Annotated in this window: 21 protein-coding genes; 2 read left to right on the top strand and 19 right to left on the bottom strand. The window is 63.5% G+C overall.

Annotation, left to right across the window (positions count from 1 at the left end; all coding sequences use genetic code 11):
• Positions 1–2 precede the first annotated feature (2 nt).
• The 5 genes from Amn_RS29395 to Amn_RS29375 all read right to left on the bottom strand — a co-directional run bounded on the left by Amn_RS29395 (position 3) and on the right by Amn_RS29375 (position 5,488).
• Positions 3–725: an arylmalonate decarboxylase gene (locus Amn_RS29395; RefSeq protein ID WP_210252503.1), complete on the bottom strand. Its 723-nt coding sequence runs from the start codon at positions 723–725 to the stop codon at positions 3–5.
• A gap of 65 nt (positions 726–790) precedes the next feature.
• Positions 791–1,753, bottom strand: a complete 963-nt coding sequence (locus tag Amn_RS29390; RefSeq protein WP_192320203.1) for an ABC transporter permease — start codon at positions 1,751–1,753, stop codon at positions 791–793.
• An 8-nt stretch (positions 1,754–1,761) separates the two neighbouring features.
• Positions 1,762–2,679: an ABC transporter permease gene (locus tag Amn_RS29385; RefSeq protein WP_154384368.1), complete on the bottom strand. Its 918-nt coding sequence runs from the start codon at positions 2,677–2,679 to the stop codon at positions 1,762–1,764.
• A gap of 36 nt (positions 2,680–2,715) precedes the next feature.
• Positions 2,716–3,675 carry an aldo/keto reductase gene (locus Amn_RS29380; protein ID WP_286298615.1) on the bottom strand — a complete coding sequence of 320 codons (960 nt, stop codon included), beginning with the start codon at positions 3,673–3,675 and terminating at the stop codon, positions 2,716–2,718.
• A 67-nt stretch (positions 3,676–3,742) separates the two neighbouring features.
• On the bottom strand, positions 3,743–5,488 hold the full coding sequence (locus Amn_RS29375; RefSeq protein ID WP_286298612.1) for an ABC transporter substrate-binding protein: 1,746 nt from the start codon (positions 5,486–5,488) through the stop codon (positions 3,743–3,745).
• A 149-nt stretch (positions 5,489–5,637) separates the two neighbouring features.
• Here Amn_RS29375 and Amn_RS29370 point away from each other — a divergent pair, with 149 nt between their 5' ends.
• Positions 5,638–6,384 carry an IclR family transcriptional regulator gene (locus tag Amn_RS29370; RefSeq protein ID WP_067968094.1) on the top strand — a complete coding sequence of 249 codons (747 nt, stop codon included), beginning with the start codon at positions 5,638–5,640 and terminating at the stop codon, positions 6,382–6,384.
• A gap of 29 nt (positions 6,385–6,413) precedes the next feature.
• On the opposite strand, the gene dapA is transcribed toward Amn_RS29370, so the two are convergent.
• From dapA to Amn_RS29315, 11 genes are all read right to left on the bottom strand, one after another.
• The gene (gene dapA, locus Amn_RS29365; protein ID WP_067968092.1) at positions 6,414–7,316 is read right to left on the bottom strand and encodes a 4-hydroxy-tetrahydrodipicolinate synthase; all 903 of its coding nucleotides are present in this window, start codon (positions 7,314–7,316) and stop codon (positions 6,414–6,416) included.
• A gap of 67 nt (positions 7,317–7,383) precedes the next feature.
• A complete protein-coding gene (locus Amn_RS29360) occupies positions 7,384–7,680 on the bottom strand; it encodes a muconolactone Delta-isomerase (RefSeq protein WP_067968089.1) in 297 nt (98 codons plus the stop codon).
• On the bottom strand, positions 7,668–9,308 hold the full coding sequence (locus Amn_RS29355; RefSeq protein WP_286298607.1) for a phytoene desaturase family protein: 1,641 nt from the start codon (positions 9,306–9,308) through the stop codon (positions 7,668–7,670). Before Amn_RS29355 ends, Amn_RS29360 begins: the two co-directional genes overlap by 13 nt.
• A gap of 4 nt (positions 9,309–9,312) precedes the next feature.
• Positions 9,313–10,323 (bottom strand): membrane dipeptidase, encoded by a 1,011-nt coding sequence (locus Amn_RS29350; protein ID WP_286298604.1) that lies wholly within the window; start codon positions 10,321–10,323, stop codon positions 9,313–9,315.
• A 26-nt stretch (positions 10,324–10,349) separates the two neighbouring features.
• Positions 10,350–11,861, bottom strand: coding sequence for an aldehyde dehydrogenase family protein (locus Amn_RS29345; RefSeq protein ID WP_286298600.1), 1,512 nt, complete (start codon positions 11,859–11,861; stop codon positions 10,350–10,352).
• Positions 11,861–12,895 (bottom strand): ABC transporter ATP-binding protein, encoded by a 1,035-nt coding sequence (locus Amn_RS29340; protein ID WP_286298596.1) that lies wholly within the window; start codon positions 12,893–12,895, stop codon positions 11,861–11,863. Before Amn_RS29340 ends, Amn_RS29345 begins: the two co-directional genes overlap by 1 nt.
• Positions 12,892–13,956: an ABC transporter ATP-binding protein gene (locus Amn_RS29335; RefSeq protein WP_067968081.1), complete on the bottom strand. Its 1,065-nt coding sequence runs from the start codon at positions 13,954–13,956 to the stop codon at positions 12,892–12,894. The genes Amn_RS29340 and Amn_RS29335 overlap by 4 nt, the downstream gene beginning before the upstream one ends.
• A 4-nt stretch (positions 13,957–13,960) precedes the next feature.
• Entirely contained in the window at positions 13,961–14,905 is a 945-nt protein-coding gene (locus Amn_RS29330; protein WP_154384363.1) for an ABC transporter permease, read from the bottom strand.
• 15 nt (positions 14,906–14,920) lie between these two features.
• Positions 14,921–15,802, bottom strand: coding sequence for an ABC transporter permease (locus tag Amn_RS29325; RefSeq protein WP_154384362.1), 882 nt, complete (start codon positions 15,800–15,802; stop codon positions 14,921–14,923).
• Between the two features lie 22 nt (positions 15,803–15,824).
• Positions 15,825–16,547, bottom strand: a complete 723-nt coding sequence (locus Amn_RS29320) for a maleate cis-trans isomerase family protein (RefSeq protein WP_067968075.1) — start codon at positions 16,545–16,547, stop codon at positions 15,825–15,827.
• A gap of 135 nt (positions 16,548–16,682) precedes the next feature.
• A complete protein-coding gene (locus tag Amn_RS29315) occupies positions 16,683–18,281 on the bottom strand; it encodes an ABC transporter substrate-binding protein (RefSeq protein ID WP_154384361.1) in 1,599 nt (532 codons plus the stop codon).
• A 203-nt stretch (positions 18,282–18,484) separates the two neighbouring features.
• Here Amn_RS29315 and Amn_RS29310 point away from each other — a divergent pair, with 203 nt between their 5' ends.
• Positions 18,485–19,450: a LysR family transcriptional regulator gene (locus Amn_RS29310; RefSeq protein ID WP_246340891.1), complete on the top strand. Its 966-nt coding sequence runs from the start codon at positions 18,485–18,487 to the stop codon at positions 19,448–19,450.
• Positions 19,451–19,481: 31 nt separating this feature from the next.
• Here the strand turns inward: Amn_RS29310 and Amn_RS29305 are convergent, their stop codons facing one another.
• From Amn_RS29305 to Amn_RS29295, 3 genes are read right to left on the bottom strand one after another with little or no spacing between them, the layout of a single operon-like run.
• Entirely contained in the window at positions 19,482–20,171 is a 690-nt protein-coding gene (locus tag Amn_RS29305) for an RraA family protein (protein WP_246340892.1), read from the bottom strand.
• Positions 20,172–20,229: 58 nt separating this feature from the next.
• On the bottom strand, positions 20,230–20,439 hold the full coding sequence (locus Amn_RS29300; protein WP_286298582.1) for a tautomerase family protein: 210 nt from the start codon (positions 20,437–20,439) through the stop codon (positions 20,230–20,232).
• Positions 20,427–21,962, bottom strand: a complete 1,536-nt coding sequence (locus tag Amn_RS29295) for an FAD-dependent oxidoreductase (protein ID WP_286298580.1) — start codon at positions 21,960–21,962, stop codon at positions 20,427–20,429. The genes Amn_RS29300 and Amn_RS29295 overlap by 13 nt, the downstream gene beginning before the upstream one ends.
• Positions 21,963–22,220: the final 258 nt, after the last annotated feature.

The raw sequence follows: 22,220 nt of genomic DNA, 5'->3' as shown, positions 1-22,220 counted from the left end.
CTCTATTGCTCCAGTGTGGTTTGGAACAAGCGCCCTGCGCCTTCGGCACGGGGATCAACCCCGGCGCGACTGACAGTCGCCCACAAGCCGGCCAGCGGCGAGGTGATGACGGGAATGCCAGCTTCAGCCTCGATTGTGCGTACCGCAGCACGGGTCGCGAGCCCGCCACACGAAATCAACACTGCCTCGGCGTCGGGCGCGGATGCAAAGGCGCGGCGTCCGAGATCCGTGACGTCGTCCTCCGGCACCTGGTGAACCGCATCGACCGACGCGATGCCAAGGTGCTCCAGCGACAACACTTCAATTCCCGCCGCTTCCAGGAAGCGCTGCAGTGAAGCATTGACGTCATCGCGATATGCAGTGGCGACCGCGAGCCGACGTACGCCAAGGGCCGTCGCCGCTTCCAGAATTGCGGTGCTCATGGTCAGCGCAGGAACGCCGGCGCGCACCGCGATCTCGTTTTCCAGCACCGCGTTGAAATCGGGGCCGCGATAAAAGCTGAGCGAGGTGCCCATCAGCGAGACCACACTTGCGCCACGGGCCGCAAGGCGCACGGCAGCAGCGCCGACCGTCTCGATGACCGAGTCGTAGCCGTTGCTGGACAGTTCGGTGAGGCCAAGCCCTTCGGCCAGGAAACTGTATTGTGGGTAGATCGTGGCCGCATCGGGCGGCACGGCACCGGACGCCGGCGGGACGATCAGGCCGAGTTGCGGGCGGTTCAGCATGACCGCCCCGAGAGACCGCGAATGTCGCGCAATACCAGAAACATGAACAACTCCACTGGATGATGTCAGCCGAGGCGGACGCGGGGGTCGCGCACGGCCTGAAGGATGTCGACGCACAGATTGGCAACGACGACGAAGAACGCGGCGATCAGCACGGTGCCCATGATGACTGGAAGGTCGCCGCTCTCGACCGCCTGCACGGCAAGCGAGCCGACGCCGTTGAGACCCCAGATGCGCTCGGTGATGATCGTGCCGCCGAGCAGGCCGCCGAGATCGAGACCGACAAGCGTCATCACGGGTGTCATCGCCGGCGGCAAAGCGTGCTTGTACATGACGCGCTGTTCGCCGAGGCCCTTGGCCCGCGCCGTGCGGACATAGTCCTGATTGAGCGTCTCAAGCATCGAGCCGCGGGCAATTCGGGTGTAGGTACCGGTGCCGACGACCGCCAGGGTTGCCCATGGCAGGATCATGTGGCGCAGCCATTCCAGCGGATCGCGGGTGATCGGAACGAACCCACCCGAGGGAAAGAGCGGAAATCCTGCATTGGTGAGCTGGAAGAACAGGACATAGAACAACAGCGTGCCGACCACGAAGGTCGGAAACGACATGCCGGCAAGTGCCGCCATGGTGATCAGGCGGTCGGCGGCCTGGCCGGAACGCCGAGCCGAAAAGATGCCGGCCGGAATGGCGATCACAAGCCAGACGGCAACCGAGCCCAGCGCAAGCGAGATGGTGGCAGGCATGCGCCGTACGATGGTTGCCAACACCTCCTCCTGATTGACGAAGGACATGCCGAGATCGAAGTGGAGCAGCGCCCACATGTAGCGCAGATATTGCACGTAGACCGGCTGATCGAGCCCGAGCCGGGCACGGACCATGGCAACCTGGTCGGCTGTGGCGAACTCGCCGGCGAAGTTGAGCGCGGGGTCGCCCGGCGTGGCCAGGAAAAACAGGATGAAGACGGCGAGCGTGATCAGCCAGAGCGTAAGCAATCCGAACAGGAGCCGGCGCAGCAAGAACCTCAACATGACAAATCCTATCTGCTGCGCTGGGCCGTCGGGTCGAGCGCGTCGCGCAGGCCGTCGCCCAGGACGTTGAAAGCCAGCGTCGCGGCGAGCAGGAACAGGCTCGGAAACAGGATCGACCACCAGGCAACAGCATAGTTGGTCTGGTTTTCGGCAATGATGCCGCCCCAGGTGGCCGTCGGCGGCGGCACGCCGAGGCCGAGGAAACTCAGGGACGCCTCGAGCACGATGACCTGCGGGATCAGCAGGCTGCCATAGACGATGACCTGGCCTGCGATGTTGGGCAGGATCTCGCGCACCATGATGTGGGTGTCGGAGGCGCCGAGCATGCGTGCCGCGTCGACAAATTCGCCGCTCTTGGTCGCCACCACGAGGTTGCGCACGACGCGCGCCACTGGCCCCCAGGTGAAGAAGACGATGGTGCCCATCATGATGCCGAAGCTCGCGCCATAGACGGAGACAAGCGCCACCGCGGTGATGAGCAACGGCAGGCCGAGGACCACGTCGACGAAGCCGGACAAGAGTGTGTCGATGAGGCCCCCGCGATAACCCGCCAGCATGCCGATGACCACGCCGATGACGATGGCTGTCAGCGCGCAGGCGATGGCGACGAAGACGGTCACCTGGGTGCCGACCACCAGCCGAACGAACAGGTCCCGGCCGACGACGTCGGTGCCGAGCAGGAAGAGCGACCCCGGCGGCAGAGGCACCCCGCCGGCGGTCAGGCCCGTGTCGCGGAACTGTTCGTTGGGCCCATGTCCGACCAGGGCCACGATCAGTGGCGCGAAAACGGCCATCAGCACAAGCAGCAGGATAACGGCACTTGCCGCCATCGCAGCCTTGTCGCGCAGCAACTGTCGCATGACGCGCTGCCGTGTGCTGAGCACTGGCGCGGCCGGCGGCCGCGATGTGGCTGTGGTATCGGACATGGGCATTTCCAACGAGACGGGTCAGTCCTTGGCGGTTCAGTCCCTGGTCAGGGGCGTGGCGTGGTTCGGCGGCAGATCGAACTCATGGCCGGCGACGCCAAAACCGGCGAGCGCCGCGACGATGGCCTCGCCATGCTTTTCGACCAGCGCCACAGCGCCGACATTGTCCTCGAGCTGGCCGATGCGGCTGGCACCGAACAGCAGCGACGCCGTCTGCGGGTTGGCGATGCAGAAGGCGATCGCCAGCTGTGCCATGGAGCAGCCAAAGCCCTCCGCAACCTCGCGTAGCTTCGGCACAAGCGCGATGATCTCTTCGCGGACATTGCCTGGGTCGCGCCCGAGCACGCGCTCGCGGACCAGGTTGCCGGCCAGGATGCCGCCTTCGAGACTGTCGGAAGCGTGGATCGCAATGCCAGTCTCGGCACGCAGCTGGGTGTACTCCTCGGACTCGACGATGTGGCGGCGGGCGATGTTGTATTTCAGCTGGACGATTTGTGGTGTCGGCAGGCCTTCGGCGACGCAGGTTTCGTGCGCGATGCGCAGATCCTTGGCCGACCAGTTCAGGCCACCCCAGGCGCGCGCTTTGCCCGAGGTGACGAAGCCGGCATTCAGACGCGCGGTTGCCGCCGGATCGTCTCGGCCCGGACGCATGCCGTAGCACATGATGACATCGAGATAGTCGGTGTCGAGGCGGAACAGCAGCTCGTCGAGTTGGTGCTCCAGCGTCGGCTCGTCATTGTCGTACCACCAGACCTTGTCCATGATCATGATCTGGTCGCGTTTCAGGCCGGCATCGCGCAGGGCGCGCGCGAGCACCACTTCGGTGTGCGGGGCCGTGCGATAGTGGGCGACGTCGAAGAGATTGATGCCGAGCTCCGCAGCACGCCGCACGAGATTGACGACGTCGCGATACTCCATCCGCGAATAGGTTTGGTAGGACCCTAGCGACAAGACCGAGGTCTTGAGGTCCGATGTTCCGATCTGACGATACTGCACTTCAGGCTCCGGGCATTTGGATGAGAGGGGGACGGGGCGGCGGTTGGCGCCGCCCGCGCAGGCTTGCTTATTCGTCGATCCAGACCAGAGTCGGATCGACGTTGTTGAACAGCAGGTTGACGGTGGTGCCGCGCATGCGCTCGGAAGCGTAGAGCGAGATCTTGCCGGTGATCAGCGGCACGACGGGCGCATCCGCCATGATCGCGCGGTCAGCCTGTGCCCAAGACTCGGCAGCGACCGCTTCGTCGGTCGCCGTCAGCGCCTTGTCGATCAGCGCATTGACCGCCGGATTGTTGTAGCAGGTCCAGTTGCTGGTGCTCTTCTCGCAGGCCTCGCCATGGAACATCGGCACGATCATGGTGCGGGCGGAATCGCCGACCCAGTCGGCGCGCAGCGAGGTCATGCCAAGGTCCCAGGCGCCGGCATTGGTTGCCTGGCGGTTCTGGTACATCTGCGACATCACCGTGCGCGACGGCCCCGGCTGCATGATCAGCTTGATGCCGGCCTTGGCGAGGTCAGCTTGAAGTGCGGCGGAGTAGAGATCGTAACGGCCGCCGGCGGCATAGCTGTATTTGAGCTCGATGCCATCGGGGAAGCCCGCTTCGGCAAGCAGCTGCTTGGCCTTTTCGGGATCGCCCTTGCTTTCCGGCGTCGGGTAGGGGTCATACGGCTTGTGACCGATGACGTTCGCCGTCAGAAGCTGACCGATCGGCTGCTTGACGGCTGGACCGCCGCCGACCTGGACGATCGCCGACTTGTTGACCGCGTAATTCAGCGCCTGACGAACGCGTATGTCGGCCAGCGCCTTGTTGTTGTTCGGCGATGCCAGGTTGATGACGAGGACCGGATTGATCGCGCCGTCGGCGAACTGCAGCAACTGCGTATCGCCTGGATTGGTCATGATGCGGGTCAGGTCGGCGGTGGCGATCGACAGGTCGAAATAGCCATCGATATCGCCGGCTTCGATCATACGCTGGGTCTTGCCGGCATCGGGTGTCCCGAAAGCAACTTCGATGCGGTCGACATAGGCCTTGTGGATCGGATCGGCAGCCGCGTTCCAGCTCTCGCTGCGCGCAAGCGAGATGCTCTCGTTCAGGATGTAGTCTTCGATCACATAGGGACCGGAGCTGACATAGTTACGGCGCAGCTCAGGCGAATTGGGCAGGTGGTCGAGCATCTCCAGAGCCACCGGCGCAGAAGAGACGAGTGCCAGGATCGAGGCGAAGTCGGCGGTTGGCCGTTCGAGCGTGATCTTGAGCGTGCGTTCGTCCTCGGCCGTCAACCCTTCGACATCGGTGCCCTCGACATAGTCGCGAATGGCCGCGACATCGGCAGGCACCTTGGCGAAGCCAGCGCAATAATCGGCGAAACCCTTGATGACGCCGATGTAATAGGTCGGCGTGCCGGTCGGCTGGACCGGGTTGCACAGGCGCTTGAAGCCGCGGATTGCATCGGCTGCGGTGATCTGGCGCGGCGTCTCGGTGTTCCATGTCGCACCTTCGCGAATGGTCAGTCGATAGACGAGCCCCCCTTCCTCGGCCACCGGCACGGCTTCGGCCAGATCGGCGACCGGCTGCGCGGCAACCTTCGGGTCGGCATCGGTCGGGAACGCCACGAGGGTACGTGTCAGGGCGCGGTGCAGGAATACGGCGGCCGTGCGCGCGGATACCGGATCGAAGCCGGCGACGTCACCCGATCCAACGAGCTTGAATGTGCCGCCCGACTTGGGCTCCGCGGCCACGGCCTGGCCGGCCAGGCAGAGCGCCACAGCAGCGGCACCCAGCATCCACCTGCCGGCTGATACGATCTTCATCCTCATGTTTCCTCCCCTGTCAGCATGCCGGGCAACGATGCATTCGTCTTGTTCCGGCGAATTTAGAGTTTGCTTTCTGTGCCGTATTTCGGTACGATGTTCCAAATTACGGCATGATTGCTATTTCAGGCTTGGGAGGATGTCAAGGCATGAACAGCGTGAGGAAGGCTCTTGTGGTGCTGGAAACCGTTGCCGACCTGCAGCCGGTCGGGGTCAGCGAACTCGCCGTCCACCTCAAGCAGCCGAAATCATCGGTTCAGCGCGCGCTTGAAACGCTGCACGAGGCGGCTTGGATCCGGCCGGCCAGTGGAGAGCGCACACGATGGGAACTGACGTTCCGGGCCAGCCGCCTCGCCCGCAAGGCGGGCAACCATTTCGGCCTGCGCGAAGCGGCCTTGCCGGTGATGGAACAGCTTCGGCGCGAAACCGGCGAAACCATCCATCTCGCGGTTCTGGACGAATCCGAAATCGTGCTGATCGAGCGTCTGGAAAGCCCGCATGCGGTGCGCCATGTCGAACCGCTCGGCGGTCGCGCTCCGGTGCTGGTCACCGCAACCGGCAAGGCCATGCTGGCGCAGATGCCGGAAGCGGACATCGAACGGATCTATAGCGAAGCGGTCAAGGCAGACAGCCAGGCAAGTGCCGTGTCAGCCGCGTTGCCGCTTGGCGAGCTGCTCGTCGAACTGCGCGGCATCGCCTCGCGCGGCTACGCCACCACCGCGTCGTGGCGCGACGGCGTGTTTGCAACGGGCGCCGCCATCAGCGGGCCGGACCGGCGACCTATTGCTGCGATCAGCATCTCAACGCCGGCTGCCCGCGCCACCGCCGAAGCCCGCACCGCGCATGCCGAGCTTATCGTCGCCGCCGTCAGCCAGATCGCCGAGCATTTGAACTGATATGTGCGACAGCGCTCAGTCGTATCGGGTTATGCATTCTCGTAGGCACCGAGCAAATGTTCCACTTCCGATCGTAGCCGGGCTTGCAATTCAAATGCGGGCTGGACCAATGGAGCGAGCACCTCGGGGGCATCGACGCCGACCAGATCGAGCACCGATTTCAGTGGCCCGGGGTTGGTTTCGGCGAAAGCCAGGTTGATCAGGGGAATGAGCTTCCGGTGCAGCAGTAGTGCCTCTTGGGTCCGGCCTTGGGACACGAGATCGAACATCCGCCGCCAGGTTCGCGGCAGAAGGCTTGCGGTCACGACGATACCGCCATTCGCCCCGGCCGCGACATGCAAGGGAAACAGGCTGTCCTCGCCACTGAGAACGGCGAACTCTTTGTCGACACCGGCGACCACTCGCAAGAAATGATACATGTCGGTGTTGCACACCTTCATGCCGATGATGCGCTCATGCCGCGACAGCAGATGCGTCACCTCGGGGTCCAGCGCGATGCGGGTGCGGTAGGGAATCTCATATAGCAGGATCGGCAGCGGGGATTCATCCGCGAAACGCAGGAAGTAGTCGCATAGGCCTGCCTGAGTCGGATTGGTGTAATAGGGCGTCACGACCAGAAGCGCATCGACGCCGGCGGAGGCAAAGTCGTACGCTGCCGCAAGAGCATCGTGATAGCCGGGGTCGAGCACTCCGGCGATGACAGGCACCCTGCCCGCAACGCACTCGGCGCAGGCCGATGCAATGCGAATGCGCGCCGCGCGCGACAAGGCCCCGTACTCCCCGGTTCCGCCGAGGGGCAACAGACCGTCGACGCCTCCGGCCAGCAGATGGCCGACAAGCTTTGCAGCGGCCTGCTCGTCCACGCTCCCGTCCGCTCGTACCGGCGTCGGAATGGCTGGCAGGATGCCTTTCAATCGGGAGGCGTTGAGCACGAAGTGAGCCTTGGACGAGAGTCAAATGCCTGGGGCGAACCCGCCTACTCAAGGGTGACGCGGCAGCTTAGGCGGCGATGTAGGGTGCCGGATCCACGGCGTGGCGGGCCAGCGGATGCACGTTCACCTGGATCATCCAGGGGAATGCCGGCAGTCCGGAGATGATGTCGTGCAGCTCGGTGGCATCCTTGGCCCGCCACAAGCCCCAGTTCTCGAACCGCGCCGGCACGCGCCACATCCGCACGAGGTGGCCTTGCTTGATCAGCTCGGCGGCGTGCGCCCGTTCATCGACGATAATCCGGTCCCTGAGCTCGGGCTCCATGTTCTCGGACCATTTGAGCGTGATATTGACTAGGAATTCCATGTAGCGTCCCTGACGTTTCTGTGGGTGGCGTTGGCGATGTCGGCAAGCACGGCCGCGGCCGTATTGTGGCCGGGAATGCCGGTTACGTAGCCGCCGGGCCAGGTGCCCGAGGCACTGAGATAGAGGCCTTCCAGCGGCGTTCGGTAATCATTGGCCGCGACATGAGGGCGGGCGCCGAACAGGTTGTTGGGCAGCATGTCGCCGTGCGTGATGTTGGCGCCGACAAGACCCAGTTCGTGCTCAAGATCGACCGGGCTCAGGAAATGATGGCCGATGATCCGATCCTGAAGATCTGGCATCAGCCTGCCCAGCACGTCGATGCAGCGGCGGCCGAAGACTTCCTTTTCGGTGTCCCAACTGCCCTGTCGCAGATCATGCGGCGCATGCCATACATTTACGCTCATGATGTGTTTTCCGGCCGGTGCGAGGCCCGGCGACGAAACTGTCGGCATCAGCCCCCACATGATCGGCTCGTCGGACGGCACGCCGCGCAGCCCGTCGAGTACCGCGTCCTCGATATGGGCAAGCGACGAGGCGATGCGGAACTGCGTGCCGGCAACCTGCGCCGAGTTCATCCCATCCGGCAGGCCGCGATAGCGAGGTAAACCGTCCAGCGCGAGGAACATCTTGAAGGCGGAGCCGCGCATTGGCACCGCCGCAACCTCGCGCCGCATCTCGGCACCGACGGCATCGTCATCCAGCATGTCGGCAAACAGCGTCCGCGGATTGATTGCCGAGATGATCCGTCGCGCGCGGAACTCCCGCCCCGAACTTGTCACGACGCCGACCGCACGACCATACTCGTGCAGCACGGAGGCGACCCGCGTGTTGGTGTGAACCTCGCCCCCATGCGCAAGCAGCACGCTTTGGAGAGCGTCTATGATAGCGCCCATGCCGCCGATCGGCAGGCCGGTAGACCCGCGCAACGCGGTCCGCCTCGGATCGTTGGCGTCTAGCACCGGTGAAGAGGCAAGCGAGATCGGCCGCATCATCAGCCCGATCGCAGTGCCCGGCGCAGATGGCGGCGTCAATGTGGCGTTGAGCGCTACCATGCCGAGCAGCGCTTTGGCCTGCTCGGAACGGAGATTTTCATCAAGCAGTTCACGCAGGCTGCCGAGGAACACCTGCTCGAACAGACGCTCGTGTGCTTTCGGGACATGACGCGCCACCTCTGCCAGGCTGCGCGACGGCTCGAACACCGAAACCCCGAGATGGCGCCCGAGCTCTTCGAGGCGTGACAGCAGGCTGTTGTAGCGAGCAGCCTCGCCCGGAGCAAAAGCGTCGAGCTGGGTGGCGACCGCCTCGCGGTCGCGCCAGCCGATGAAGCAACCTTCCGGAAACACATGGACGACATTCGGGTCGGTGCGATGAAAGCGCAGTCCGTGGCCTTCCAGGTCGAGATCACGGAGAATGCGTGGCTCGAAGGATCCGGGCGAATTGGTGATCGCGCTGCGATAGCCGGGCAGGAACTCGATGGCGCCACATGGACCGCCAAGAATGTGCCTTGCCTCAAGCACCGCGACCTTCAGGCCGGCCTTCGCCAGATAGCCGGCAGCGACGAGGCCATTGTGGCCTCCACCAACAACGATGACGTCCAGACCGGCGCCCGAATCCTTCGAAACCATCATGTCCTCACTGCAGCGGCGAGAAGCTCTCGCGGAAGAGGCGTACCCAGTTGCCTCCAGCGATCTTCGCGACCTCCTCTGACGAAAAGCCGCGCTTCTCCAGCGCCTCAATCAAGGCCGGGAAATCGACCGGCGACTTGAACCAGTCCGGCCAGCTCGAGAACCCCTTGATCGGAACAGCACTTTCACGGGCCCAGCGGCCGGCGCGCCACCACTTGATCTCGCTGACCGGCCAGCCGTCATAGAAATCGGTACCGATGCCGACGGCGTCGACGCCGATGGTTTCGACAGTCCAGGCGACCATCTCGGTGAAGGTTTCGAGCGTGCAGTTCGAGCCGTCACGCATGATCTTCGGATACATCGACAGGCCGAGCACGCCGTTACGCTCGGCAAGACGCTTGATCAGCTCGGTCGACTTGTTGCGACGGTTGAGCTCGATGTCAGTGCCGACGAAGGCCGAGGGATTGGCATGGGTAATGGCGATCGGGCGCGAGGAGTATTCGATCGCATCGCGCGACGAACGTTCGGTGCAGTGCGACACGTCGATCAGCATGCCGAGGCGATTCATCTCGGCAATGACGTTTCGGCCGAAGAACTGCGAGACGCCGTTTTCGTCCGGCTCCCAGCAACCCGAGGCGATACGGTTCTGCACGTTGTAGGTCAGCTGGGCGATGCGCACACCGAGCTTGTGGAAAATCTCGATCAACTCGATGTCGTCTTCGAAGGGCGAAGTGTCCTGGAAGCCGTAGATGATGGCCGTGCGACCCGATGCGGCAATGGCCTCGATTTCGTCAGCGGTCGTCGCGAGGGCGATCAGGTCGGCGTTGTTTTCGAGCAGTCGGTTCCACTCGCCGATGGCCGAAAGTGTCTCGCGCGCAGATTCCCAGATCGCCAGCGTCACATGCACGCAGCCGACGCGGCCCTTTTGCCACTCCAGAAAGCGTGCGCGCTCCGGCTTGTTGAACTGCAAGGCGTCGACGATGATAGGGGCTCGAAGCCGCGCGCTCTGATGGTCCATTTTGCTGTCCTTTCAGTGACGTTGTTCTAGTAGGCGAAGGGGTCGAGCGCGGCTGCGTAGTCGGTGACGACCGATTTGATCTGCGTGAATTCATCAAGGGCTTCGGGCCCGTTCTCCCGGCCAAGCCCTGACTGCTTGTAGCCGCCGAACGGGATCTTGACGTCGATGGCACGGTAGGTGTTGACCCAAACCGTCCCAGCCTTGAGCTTGCGGCTGACCCGTCTGGCGCGGCGCATATCGGTGGTCCAGAAGCCTGCTGCGAGACCAAACTCGCTGCTATTGGCGAGTGCCACCGCTTCCTCTTCCGTCTTGAAGGTCTGGACGGTGACCACGGGGCCGAACACCTCCTCGCGCACGACCCGCATGTCTGGTGTCACGTCAACGATGACAGTCGGCGCATACCAGCAGCCGTTCGCCAAGTCGCCCGGCATCTCGGGCGACTTGCCACCGACAAGCACGCGTCCGCCTTCGGCCACAGCACCGCTGACAAACCCTGCGATCCGAGCGAGATGCTGTGCCGAGGCAACAGGCCCCACATGTGTGTCCGCCACCTTGGGATCGCCGATGCGCAGGCGCCCGATCGAGGCCTTGTAGCGCTCGAGGAACTCGTCGGCGATCGAGGCGTGTAGCAGCAGACGGGAGCCGGCGACGCAGGTCTGCCCTGTTGCCGAGAAAGCGCCTTGGGTTGCGGCAACGACGGCCGAACCTATGTCGGCGTCCTCGAACACGATATGGGCCGACTTGCCGCCAGCTTCGCAGACGAACTGTTTCATCGCGCCGACAACCTTGCCACCCAACTGCCGCGCGGCTGCCGTACTGCCGGTGAAGGTGACCATTGCCGTCTCATGATGCAGGGCCAGCGCTTCGCCGATCGCGGCATCGCCGATCACGACGTTGACGACGCCCTTTGGAAAGCCCGCCTCGATGGCCAGCGCGGCGAGACGTATGCTTGATGCCGGCGCTTCTGCCGGTGGCTTGAGAATAACGACATTGCCTGCCGCAAGTGCCGGCGCCAGCTTCCACGAACCCAGCGATAGCGCCCCGTTGAACGGCGTGATCGCGACGACGATTCCCAGCGGCTCGCGTTCGATGCGAGCCTCGACGCTGCGGCCGATCTCCCGAACCAGCCCGTCATGCGTCTCCGCGAGGCTGGCGTAATAATGATACCAGCGCGACGTCGCGCGCATCTCGCCAAAGGTCGCCCGGTGCGGCTTGCCATTGGCCAGGCTTTCAAGGCTGCCGAGCTCTTCGGCATGGGCGGCGACGAGGTCACCCAGCCGGCGCAGCATTACGGCCCGTTCAGCACCGGTGAGGTCCGCCCAGCGGCCCGAATCCCGTGCCACGACTGCACTCGCCATGGCAGCATCGGCAGCGGCTGGATCGAGCTGCGCGTGAGCCCAAATCCGGCCTGTGGCCGGATCGACGAGTGGCAGTGAAGTAGCGGCCGCCGACAACGAATTGCCATCGACGAAGGAGGCGTAAAAGACCGGCATGGCCGAAGCTGCCTGTTCGGTATGAGTTGTTGTCCTGGTGTCCATCACGCGGTCACTCCTGCGATGCCGGCGCCAAGCGCGCGGCGGACTGTCATGTTCTGCATGTGATGGCAGGCAGCGAGATGCCCGTGTTCCACTTCACGCAGCAGTGGTTCGGTTCTGCGGCACTCTTCGGTCGCGAACTGGCACGACTTGTGGAAGCGGCAGCCACTCGGCGGCGCGATCGGGTTTGGCGGTTCGGCGCGGATTTCGACACGCGCCCGGTTGCGCTCGACACGCGGGTTGGGAACCGGCACCGCCGACAGCAGCGCATGGGTGTAGGGATGATGCGGCGCCGCAAACAGGCGATCTCGTCCCGCCACTTCCATGACCTTGCCGCCATAGAGGACGACGACCTGGTTCGACACGTGGCGGACGACGCTGAGATCGTGGGTGATGAACAGGTAGGTCAGGTTGCGCTTCTTCTGCAAGTCCATCAGCAGGTTCAGGATCTGCCCCTGGATGCTGACATCGAGCGCCGACACCACCTCATCGAGCACGATGAACTCCGGCTGCACGGCCAGCGCACGGGCAATCGCCACGCGTTGCCGCTGCCCGCCCGACAGTTCGAGCGGATAGCGCGCGGCGAGTTCCGGCCTCAGGCCGACGCTGTCGAGCAACTCGCGGACGACCGTGCCGCAGTCCGCCTTGGACGCGATGCGATGATAGACAAGAGCCTCCCGCAAGGTCGCGCCGATTGTCATGCGCGGGTTGAGGCTGGCGTAGGGATCCTGGAACACCAGTTGCCCGACGCGTGGCAATGCGCCTCGTTCCGCCTTGAGTGCCGCCAGGTCGCGGCCAAAGATGCTTACCGAGCCGCTGGTTGCCGGTGCCAGTCCGAGCAGCGCCCGCCCGGTCGTGGACTTGCCGCTGCCGCTTTCACCGACAAGGCCAACCGTCGAGCCGGCAGGGATTTCGAACGACACGCCATCGACGGCGCGGATCGCGCCCGTCGGCCGTCGCAGGAAGCCGCCACGGATCGGAAATTGGACGCGGAGGTCTTCGACCCTGATGGCCGGCTTGGTGACGAGACTTTTCATGAAAGCGCCCCCGATGCCGAGACGCCGCGTGCTTCAGGCGTTGCGGTCCTGGCCCATGGATCGACAGAGCAGCGGATGAGATGTCCAGCACCCGCGTCCTTGGCCTCGAGTGCAGGCAGTTGCTCGCGGCAAAGCGGCTGCACAAGGCGGCAACGCGGATGGAAAGCGCAGCCCGCCGGCGCGCGACGAGGATCCGGCGGCAACCCGGCAATCGGTGTCAGACGCTTGTCGGCCGGCTCGTCGAGCTTGGGAATCGCCTCGAGCAACGCACGCGTGTAGGGATGGCGCGGTTCGCTGAAGATCGCGTCCGTCGACCCGGCCTCCACGACACGCCCCGCATACATCACCGCCACCTGGTCGGCGACGCCGGCAACGACGCCGAGATCATGGGTGATGATGACAAGTGCCATGCCAAGGTCGCGACGCAGCCGGTCGATCAGGCGCAGGATCTGGGCTTGGATGGTGACATCGAGTGCTGTGGTCGGCTCGTCGGCAATCAGCACCTTCGGGTTGCCGCTGATCGCCGTTGCGATCAGCACGCGCTGGCGCATGCCACCCGACAGTTCGTGCGGATAGGCGCCGAGCCGCGCTGCCGCACCCGGAATGCCGACGAGGTCGAGCAGCTCGATGCAGCGCTCGCGCGCGGCCGCCCGGCTCATACCGTCATAATGGATCATCGGCTCGGCCATCTGGGTGCCGATTGTCATCGACGGATTGAGTGCCGACAGCGCATCCTGGGAAATCAGCGCCATGCCCTTGCCGCGTAGGCCGCGGAGTTGGCGTGCCGACAGCCTGGCCAAGTCCTGGCCCTCGAATGTCACCTTGCCGGCGCTGATGCGGCCGCTCGACGGCAACAGGCCAAGCACCGCCAGCATAGTCTGGCTCTTGCCGCAACCGGATTCGCCGACGATGCCGAGCGCTTCGCCGCGGCCGACGGCAAAGGAGACGTCGTTGACGACATGGATCGGGCGGGATGCGCTGCCGTAGCTGACGCGCAGGTCGCTGACCTCCAGCACCGGCGCCGGGCGTAGTGCATCCATGGGCGTTGAAATGGCGTTCATCGGATCAAGCCAGTTTGATCTTGGGGTTGAAGTAGGCGTACAGGATGTCGATCGTGAAATTGATCAGCACGAAGGCGACGGCGAGCAGGAGAATGCCGCCCTGGATCAGCGGGATGTCCCGCGTCGAGATCGCCTGGTACATGGCAAGTCCGATTCCCGGCCACGAGAACACGGTCTCAGTCATGACCGCCCCGCTGAGCAGGAAGCCCATCTGCATTCCGATGACCGTGATGACGGCCGGCATGGCGTTGGGCAGGGCGTGGAAGAAGACGATGCGCCATTCGCCGATGCCACGGCTGCGGGCAGTGCGGACATAGTCGCTGCCAATGACGTCGAGCAGTGACGACCTCGTCATGCGGGCAATGGCGGCGAGAGACCAGGCCGCAAGCGTCAGCGTCGGCAGCAGCATATGCGCAAGCAGATTGACTAGACCGCCGTCACCGGAGGTCATGCCGCTGACGGGCAGCAACCGAAGCTGGAGACCGAAGGCCAGGATCAGCAGCAGGCCAAGCCAGAAGGACGGCATGCTGTTGAGAAACAGCACGACGACAGTCAGCGCGCGATCGCGCAGCGATCCGGGCTTGAGGGCCGCGAACGTGCCTGCGGCAACGCCGAGCACCGAGGCAAGCACGATTGCCGCAAAGGCGAGCAATGCCGTATTCATCATGCGCGAGGCAAGCACCTCGGAAACCGGCTTGGAGAAGGTCAACGACTGGCCGAAATCACCCTGCACCAGGTTCTGCAAGTAGAGCAGGTATTGGCCGACCGCAGAGCGATCGAGACCCAGCGCCTGGCGCAATTGCGCCCTCGCCTCCTCCGATGCACCCGGCCCAAGCAAAATGTCAGTCGGGTCACCGGGAATGATCTGCGACAGCAGGAACGTTGCCAGCGTGACACCGAATATCACGGGGATCGTCTGCAAGGCGCGACGTGCGATAAAGGACAGCATCTCGGTTTCCTAAGCTCAGTCGCGGTCGCGCTTCATGCGCGGATCGAGCAGGTCTCTTGCGGCGTCGCCCAGAAGGTTGAAGCCGATGGCAAGCAGGGCGATGGCAATGCCCGGGATTGTGGCGACGTGGGCGGCAGTGGCGAGCGCCATGCGGCCGCCGCCAAGCATCTGTCCCCAGTCGGGCGTCGGCGGCTGAGGGCCGAGGCCAAGGAAGCTCAGGCTTGCTGCCAGAATGACGTTTCGCCCGGTCTGTAGCGTGCCATAGATCAGCACCGGAGCGAGTACGTTTGGCAGTACGTGGCGCAGGGCAATCCGGAGATGGCCATAGCCAAGCGCTGTCGCCGCCTCGACATAGAGCTCTTCCTTGACGCCAAGGACGACGCCGCGAACGATCCTGCCGAAGGCCGGGATGGTGACGACGATCATCGCGATGATCATCGAGGACAGGCCAGGCCCGAGCGCGGCACTGATGCCCAGCGCCAGCAAAATGCCTGGGAAGGCGAACATCACGTCGAAGATGCGCATGACGATGCTGTCCCAGACACCGCCGGCATAACCGGCGAACAGCCCGACCGCACCACCGATGACCAACGCAATGACTGTGGGGACGACAGCGACCAGCAATGCCAGCCTCGCGCCGTAGATCAGCCGGCTCAATATGTCGCGGCCGAGCTCGTCGGTGCCAAGGAGGTATCCTGGCGAGAGCGGGGGAAGATAGCGCGCAATCGGATTGGCGCGGAACGCGTCATGCGGCGCAATGAGGTCGGCGAACACGGCCACGAACACCATGACACCCAGTATGGCCAGGCCTGTCACCAGCGTCCCGTTCCGGAACAGCCGGCCGAAGCCTGCCGAGCGCGTGGTGTCCTCGCCTGCAGTTGCTGCTGCCTCTGACATCGCTATCCTCCCCAAGCGCTGTCTAGGCGACGGACCAGAGCTTCCCGAGATTGGGAATCTGGTCGCGAAGGCCGAGATAACGCAGCGCACGCCACAGCGTCGCCTGGTTGCTGGAGATCACCGGCACGCCGGTGTCCATCTCAAGATAGTGGATCATCTCGAAGGTACGGTAGGTACCGCAGGAAATCAGGATCGCGTCGGCGTCGCCGGCTTCCTTGAACACTTGCCGGCCGAGGCGGTAGGCGCTGTCGGAATCGTGAAGGCTAGCCTCGAACGGATCGGTGATCTGGAGACCGCCCATGGCACGGACCTGAAAGCCCTGTGCTTCCATATAGCTCGTCATCGCCGCGTTGACCTCGTCGGAATAGATGGTTCCAACGGCGACCTTGCGGGCATTGACCGCCTTGAGGGCGTCCATCATCGATGCCATCATGGTGATTGCCGGAATACCAGTTTCCTTCTCGATCTCTGCGACGACCTGTTCGTCATGACCGGGGCCACGCAAGAAGGTGCCGGGTGCGCCGCACTGCACGATCAGGTCGACCTTTGCGGTCGCAAGCTGGCGCGATGCCTCCAGAACCTGGCTCATCATCACCCGCAACCCGGCGTCATCGACGCGTGGGACGATGGTGCGGGCATCGGCGAAGGCGACACCGACAGGTGCAACCGAGCGCCACTCTTCGGCCCCTTCAATGGACGTCGCGGGACGCATCTGGCCAATCCTGGCTCGCCAACCTAACATCATGTGAAAACTCTCCCTTTGGTAATTCAATGTGCCGAAATCGAAGCGCGACCCTGGAACGGGTTCGTGATGATGTCCGGGTCGCGCCCCGACAGATGGGTTCGAGCCCCGCCCTTGGTGGTCGGGGCAGAGATGGGCTCAGTCGACCGAGACCTGCGAGAAGTCGATGTAGACCGACGATGCAGGCTCGATACCCTTGATGTTGCTGCGGATGACCCGCGGCAAACGATCCTGGTAGAGGAACACGTAAGGGGCATCCTCCGCTACCTTTGCGGCGGCATCGACGTAGAGGCCGGCACGCTTGGTCTCGTCGCGCTCGCTGCGGGCGGCAGCCAGCTTGGCGTCGACGTCGTCGTTCTTGTACCAGCCACGATTGACGCCCTTGGGCGGCTGCTGCGAACTGGCAAACAAGCGCTCGAAGACATAGGCGCTACCCGCACCGGTGACCCAGCCATTGTAGGAACCGTGCACGTCGTTGGCGTAACCCGGCCGCTCGGTCGAGATCATTGTCGTAAATTCGAGCAGCTGCGGCTGGAGGTCGACGCCGACGGCGGCCAGATCCTGCTGGACGAGCGCCATCAATTGCGGCGACAGCCCGAAGCCCGGTCCGTTGTTTGGGGCCAGCACCTTGAGCGTGACGGGCTGCTTGACGCCAATCTCGGCCAGCAGTGCCTTCGCCTTTTCCGGGTCGTAATTGTATTCCTTGACGGTGCCTGCCGCCAACGCGGTTATCTCGTTGCCGGTCGGCACCGGCCCGCCACGCGGCACAGCCTGACCACCGAACAACGCGGCGATGAAGTCGCGATTGACGGCGTAGTTCAAGGCCTGGCGAAAGCGCACGTCCTTGGTGTGCTCGGCGTTCATGTTCAGACGGATGAAATAGAAGTTCGCTGCGTCGGTATACTGCACCTTGAGATCGGCCTCGGCCGAAAGCTGCGTCACCTGCTCGGCGCTGGCGCTCGGGATGACGTCGACGACACCGGTCTGCATGGCGATGGCGAGTGCCGTCGGATCGGTCACCGCCTTGAAGACGAGCTTGTCGACCTTCGGTACACCTCGCCAATAGGCATCATTCCTGTCCAGTGTCAGGACCTGGCCCTGGTCCAGCGTACCCAACTTGAACGGGCCGGTGCCGACCGGATTGAAGCCGAGCTCGTCACCCTTGTATTTTGCCATCGCGGCAGGCGAGATGATCGACATGCTGCGATCGCTGAGCAGGCGCGGCAGCCCGGAAAACGGCTCTTTCAGAACCAGGGCGAAAGTCTCGCCGTCGACCACCTTGGTGCTGGCGATCCAGCGCGTCAGGAACGCCATGGTGCTGGAAGCGCGCTCGTCGAAAACAGGCGATTCCTTGTTCAGAAGCCTGTCAAAATTGGCCTGCACGGCCTGCGCGTCGAACGGCGTGCCATCGTGGAACGTCACGCCCTTGCGCAGCTTGAGGGTATAGGTCAGGCCATCTTCGGAAACGCTCCAGGACTCGGCCAAGCCGGACGCGATATCAGGCACGCCGGCGCCGCCCTTGGACAGGTCTTCCCGGATCAGCGTATCAAAAATCGCGCCCGCAATCCGAAGCCCGACACTGCCGGTGGTGCGCTGCGGGTCTAGCGGCGGCAGCGCAGCCTCCGATCCGACGGTAACCGTTGCTGCAAAGGCCGGCGCCTGGGCCGACACCATCGCTGCACCCAGCGCGATCAGCGCAATGCCTGCCGCATGCGCCTTGTTCTTCAAACGAAACATGTTGTTCCTCCCCAATTCCATCTCGGTCTCCCCAGCTCGATTGTTCTTGTCGTTGTTAGCGCAGGCGCGGCCTCCTTCCGACCGATCCAAGCGTCTTTGCCTGCAAGTCCAAGGCCACTATCAAACAGGGCGATTGGATATTCAAATCTGAAAAACTCGTCTATTGATTAGCAATACTTATTTATCAGGATGGACGAATCAGCATGGCCAGCCCGCCTCGAAATTCCCCCATCTACACAGTCAGCATTCGGCACATCCGCTCTTTCTTGAGCGTCTGCAGGTACAAGAGCTTCACTCGCGCCGCAGTCGACCTGCATGTCTCGCAACCGGCTCTGACCATGGCGATACGACAGCTCGAAGACATGGTCGGCGCGAGCCTGTTCGACCGGACGACCCGCAATGTGACGCTGACTCCAGAGGCGAGCGATTTCCTGCCCATCGCCGAGAAGATCGTCGGCGACTTCGACATAGCCATCCAGGATATCCGGGCGACGGCGCACCAGCGCCGCCAGCGTGTTGCCATCGCCTCGGTCTACTCCATCGCCACCAAAGTGCTGCCGGACATTGTCAAGGATATGGCCGACCGCAATCCAGACATTCATGTGCGTGTGCGTGACGGCAACTCGTCTGATGTCCGCCGCAGGGTGCGCCAGAATGAGGTCGACTTCGGTGTCGGCAGCAAGGAACGCGAGGACGCGGAGCTCGAATTCACACCGCTGTTTCGCGACCAGCTCGGGCTTCTGGCACGTTACGACCATCCCCTGGCGCAAACAGGAGCCCCGGTGCGATGGGCAGACCTCGCCGGATGGGATTTCATCGGCTTGACCATCGATACGGCAACCGCGCCGCTGCTCGAACAGATACCCGAGCTGCCCGAGACGATCCGGCTGCCGCGCTACGAGGTTTCCAACAATTCAACGCTGTGGGCGATGATCGAAACGGGATTGGGCGTTACGACAACTCCTGCCCTGTCCGCCCCGAAAGCCGACAGCCCCCTGCGCTTCTGCCAGCTTGTCGAGCCAACGGTCTGGCGCGACGTCAGCATCATCAAGCGCCGCGGCAGAATCTTGCCGCCGGCGTCAATCGAGATCATCCGGATGATCAAGACGGCGCTACGCGCTGCCGCAAAGGACAATATCATCGAACCGGCAAATGAGGGCACGGCTTAACGCCGTCAATCCTCGGACGTGAGTGCTTTGTCTATTCGAAGCGGCAGGCCGTGCATGCCAATTCCGCGTCGACCCAGGAACGATCGTTCGTTCCCGCCAGTATTTTCGCCATGACCGCATCCTCATCGGCCTTCTTTGCCGCTGCCAAGGCATGGATGGCGATGGCGTCACGATGCGGTACTGCGAGGATGCCGTCATCGTCGCCGATGACGAGATCGCCCGGACAAACGACCATGCCGTCGATGGAAACCTCGACGTTGATCTCGCCCGGGCCGTTGCGATAGGGCCCGCGGTGGGTCACGCCTGCCGCATGGATGGGAAAGCTGGCCTCGCCAATCGCCTTGCTGTCGCGGATGGCGCCATTGATGATGATGCCGGTGACACCCCGGTTTGCTGCATGAGCTGCCATCATCTCGCCGATGATGGCGTTGGTCAGGTCGCCGCCGGCGTCGACAACCAGCACGTCACCCGGCTCGGCAAGATCGATGGCCTTGTGCACCATGAGGTTGTCGCCCGGTCGCGTCTTCACGGTCAGCGCCGGACCGGCGAAGCCGCCGCCGGCATGCATGGGCCTGATGCCGCTGCCGCCGGCTGCCATGCGCGACATGCAATCGCTGACGATTGCCACCGGAAGCTTCCGGAACAACGCAACCGTTGCGTCATCCACCTTGTGCCGGCGCTGCAGCACCCTGAACCCCCAACCACGCATCTCTTCGGTCATTCTTTCCCCCTCAGACAAAAACGCCGGCCACTGCAGGTCGGCGTTGGTGTTCTTTCGATTACGGCCCTTTGGACGGCGCCGTCGGTTCGTCCTTCAGCAGCCCACCGACCGCGCAGTCCTCACGCTGCATCTCCCAAAAGGTGATGTAGACGGACTGCGGTCCCATGCCGCCAAGTGTGTTGACCAAGGCCTCGGTCACCGCCTTGGCCGCTGCCGCCTTTTGCTCGCGCGTGCGGCCGGGAAAGAGTTCGATTCTTACGAAAGGCATGCCGTGCTCCTGCTGCTACCAGATTGTTCGGGAGGGACCGACCCGAGATCGCGTCGGTAGTATTCGGCCAGTTCGGCACGAAATTCGGCTATCGCCAGATTCATGTGCGCCTGATCCCAGCCATTGCTGCGGCCGAGCGCATCGGCGGCGGACTGAACCATTTGCTCGTCGAAATGAGCTGCCCAGGCTTGCCCACCGCGACGGAAAACCACGTCGGCGATAGTTCGGGCATGTTCCACGGCAAATCTTGGGGCGTCGGCAGCGCCACGTTTCGGATCAAGCAGGTCGAGGCGCTCACCTTTGGCCGAGCGAGATGCCTTGAAGCGCCTGGCAACCAGCCTCCGTAAGGATTGGGCGGTCTGACGCGAGGTCGCGACTGTTCCGCCTGTCACCGAAACAAGCCCGGGCAGGCCGTCGGCCGCGTGGTCATGAATGACTCGCCCGGGCGAACCCCTGCTGCCCGGCCGGACACCCGCAATGGCATAGCGCACATCGGCCCTGCCCAGGCCCGCGCCGGGCAACAGCGCATTCGTACGCGCGAGCAGATTCTCAATTTCGTCTTCAGTCGCTACGGCATCCGAGGGATCGCCGGTGAATTTGCTGTTGGTTGCACCGATCAGGTGCAGCCCCTGGCTAGGGATGCAGACAAATGCCCCCTTGTCTGTCGCCGCCACCAAACCGTGGTCCTGGAAGCGTTCGGGCAGCGCAACGGCGATCTGCACACCCTTGCTCGCCGCGATACGCTGGGGGGCGGTCGAAGATGCCGTTTGCGTGACTTTGTCGATCCAGGGTCCGGCAAGATTGAGAACGAGCCGGACTGCAACAGTTGCCTTGGTGCCGTCAATCTCGTCGCGCAGGGCCACTGTCCAGCCACCGTCTGAAGACTGGAACATGGTTTCGACGGCGGTGTAGTTGCGAACGCAGGCGCCCAGTTGTTCCGCCGCCATCGCCTGGTCGACGCAGATGCGTTCCGGCCAGTCGAAAACATAATCACAAAAGGTCACGGCACCGGTGAAGTCTTGGCGCTGGCGCAACCAATCGGTAAACGGCAGGTCCGCGAGTTCATGGGCCTTCAGCCGCCTGTAATCGAGCGGGAAGCCACCCGTTCCGAGCAGTGACAGCAGCACCGCCGCCATGTCTATCTGCCACCCGCCGACGCTGCCGCGAAAGAGTGGCATGGCGATAGTCACCGGCCGTACCCGCGCAGGCATCACCGAAGCGAACTCGGCACGTGCGGCAAGCTGTTCGCGGGCACTCTTCAACAGCTTCAGCCGGTCCGGCAACTGGGACAGATGCTGCCACAAGGACTTGCCAGCAGCGCCTTCGAGCGATCGGAAGCCACAGTGCAGCATGCGGCTAGAGCGACTGGTGGTGCCGCTGCCAAAATCCGACTTGTCAACGAGCAAGACCAGATAGCCGGCCCTCGCCAACGCTTCCGCCGTTGCCGAACCATTGGCACCGGCACCGACGATGAGGACATCGAAGCTCCGCCCTTCGAGCAGTTCGACAGATGGTTCGCTCATGGTCCGCCAACTTTCCAGCGCCGGTCGCTTGTTTCGAACACGTCAGAGGCATGCTGGCAGCGCTCGCGTCAGCGAGATTGAGAGTTTTCAGGTGATGAAAACTGGCCGTGGGAAACATGCGCTACCCACAGGTTGTCTTGCCGCCAACCGCACGCCCCTCATGCAGTGAAAGAGTCTTAGCAATGCTGGGGATTGATCGACAAATAGCAATTTCTGGATTATTTATCAGGAACCCTGATTAATCTGATTGTCGCGGAC

The sequence above is a fragment of the Aminobacter sp. Y103A genome (genome assembly GCF_030294925.1).
Lineage (GTDB): Bacteria > Pseudomonadota > Alphaproteobacteria > Rhizobiales > Rhizobiaceae > Aminobacter > Aminobacter ciceronei.
The sequence above is the reverse complement of the archived record's forward strand: the minus strand, read 5'-3'. Positions and strand labels throughout refer to the sequence as shown.

Excerpts from the sequence above, each read along its gene's own strand:
- Amn_RS29385 (WP_154384368.1), bottom strand. The coding sequence starts at position 2,679 with ATGTCCGATACCACAGCCACATCGCGGCCGCCGGCCGCGCCAGTGCTC.
- Amn_RS29340 (WP_286298596.1), bottom strand. The coding sequence starts at position 12,895 with ATGAAAAGTCTCGTCACCAAGCCGGCCATCAGGGTCGAAGACCTCCGC.
- Amn_RS29350 (WP_286298604.1), bottom strand. The coding sequence starts at position 10,323 with ATGGACCATCAGAGCGCGCGGCTTCGAGCCCCTATCATCGTCGACGCC.
- Amn_RS29305 (WP_246340892.1), bottom strand. The coding sequence starts at position 20,171 with ATGACCGAAGAGATGCGTGGTTGGGGGTTCAGGGTGCTGCAGCGCCGG.
- Amn_RS29355 (WP_286298607.1), bottom strand. The coding sequence starts at position 9,308 with ATGATGGTTTCGAAGGATTCGGGCGCCGGTCTGGACGTCATCGTTGTT.
- Amn_RS29375 (WP_286298612.1), bottom strand. The coding sequence starts at position 5,488 with ATGAAGATCGTATCAGCCGGCAGGTGGATGCTGGGTGCCGCTGCTGTG.
- Amn_RS29315 (WP_154384361.1), bottom strand. The coding sequence starts at position 18,281 with ATGTTTCGTTTGAAGAACAAGGCGCATGCGGCAGGCATTGCGCTGATC.
- Amn_RS29300 (WP_286298582.1), bottom strand. The coding sequence starts at position 20,439 with ATGCCTTTCGTAAGAATCGAACTCTTTCCCGGCCGCACGCGCGAGCAA.
- Amn_RS29395 (WP_210252503.1), bottom strand. The coding sequence starts at position 725 with ATGCTGAACCGCCCGCAACTCGGCCTGATCGTCCCGCCGGCGTCCGGT.
- Amn_RS29370 (WP_067968094.1), top strand. The coding sequence starts at position 5,638 with ATGAACAGCGTGAGGAAGGCTCTTGTGGTGCTGGAAACCGTTGCCGAC.
- Amn_RS29360 (WP_067968089.1), bottom strand. The coding sequence starts at position 7,680 with ATGGAATTCCTAGTCAATATCACGCTCAAATGGTCCGAGAACATGGAG.
- Amn_RS29295 (WP_286298580.1), bottom strand. The coding sequence starts at position 21,962 with ATGAGCGAACCATCTGTCGAACTGCTCGAAGGGCGGAGCTTCGATGTC.
- Amn_RS29390 (WP_192320203.1), bottom strand. The coding sequence starts at position 1,753 with ATGTTGAGGTTCTTGCTGCGCCGGCTCCTGTTCGGATTGCTTACGCTC.
- Amn_RS29330 (WP_154384363.1), bottom strand. The coding sequence starts at position 14,905 with ATGCTGTCCTTTATCGCACGTCGCGCCTTGCAGACGATCCCCGTGATA.
- Amn_RS29325 (WP_154384362.1), bottom strand. The coding sequence starts at position 15,802 with ATGTCAGAGGCAGCAGCAACTGCAGGCGAGGACACCACGCGCTCGGCA.
- Amn_RS29345 (WP_286298600.1), bottom strand. The coding sequence starts at position 11,861 with ATGGACACCAGGACAACAACTCATACCGAACAGGCAGCTTCGGCCATG.
- Amn_RS29310 (WP_246340891.1), top strand. The coding sequence starts at position 18,485 with ATGGCCAGCCCGCCTCGAAATTCCCCCATCTACACAGTCAGCATTCGG.
- Amn_RS29335 (WP_067968081.1), bottom strand. The coding sequence starts at position 13,956 with ATGAACGCCATTTCAACGCCCATGGATGCACTACGCCCGGCGCCGGTG.
- Amn_RS29320 (WP_067968075.1), bottom strand. The coding sequence starts at position 16,547 with ATGATGTTAGGTTGGCGAGCCAGGATTGGCCAGATGCGTCCCGCGACG.